Source organism: Vibrio sp. 1978, from assembly GCF_033344345.1.
Window position 1 is genome coordinate 1 of the sequence record NZ_JAWPOP010000513.1, and the last position, 675, is coordinate 675.

Genomic DNA, 675 nt, shown 5'->3' on the forward strand with positions numbered 1-675 from the left:
GCTCAATATTATTTGCGATGTCTTCTAAAGTACCCGTGGTTGAGTAGTAGATAGGTACGCCAAATTGTTTTAACTTTTCGAGCTCTTTGGCGGGGTTACCCGCAGGCCAAGCAATGACGAGATCGGGCTGAAGGGCAATGATGCGTTCCAACTTTATGCCTTGGTAATTGGATACTTTCTCCAGTTCGCCAGCTTCCTTTGGATAATCACTCATCTCACTCACAGCGATCAGTTTGTCACCTAAGCCAGCAGCATAAGCAATCTCTGTGGCGTGAGGCGCTAAACTGATCACTCGTTCAACGGGTTCGTTCGCCATCGTAAGAGAGGAGAAGAAAAGGGGGAGGGATAGGCAAATTTTGTTCATCATAATCCTTGATAAATCAGTCCTAGAATAAAGCTTTGAATCACAATCCAAGCAAAGATGCGCCAAACCAGCAAAATTTGGATTTGTGCAAGATGAATAGCAGAAGGCACAATGCGTCCACCAATCTTGGTGCGTTCTGCTCTGACGCCTTGGTATAGAGCTGGGCCTCCTAACGAAAGCTGGAACTTATTGCCGATAGTACACAGCACCCAAGCTGGCCCTGGCAATGGCCAAGATTTCGCTTGTTGTTTGAGTCCATTAAGCACTGCGGACATATTGTGACCAGCAAGCAACAGTAGGGCAAATAATCT

Annotated in this window: 1 protein-coding gene and 1 pseudogene; both read right to left on the reverse strand. The window is 46.4% G+C overall.

Going from position 1 to position 675, the window contains the following annotated elements:
- Positions 1 to 364: helical backbone metal receptor (locus R8N49_RS27550; RefSeq protein ID WP_318190509.1), on the reverse strand; the 364-nt coding region annotated here is incomplete at its 3' end.
- A pseudogene (locus R8N49_RS27555) lies at positions 364 to 675 on the reverse strand (adenosylcobinamide-phosphate synthase); the annotation flags it as partial. The pseudogene R8N49_RS27555 and the gene R8N49_RS27550, both read right to left, overlap by 1 nt.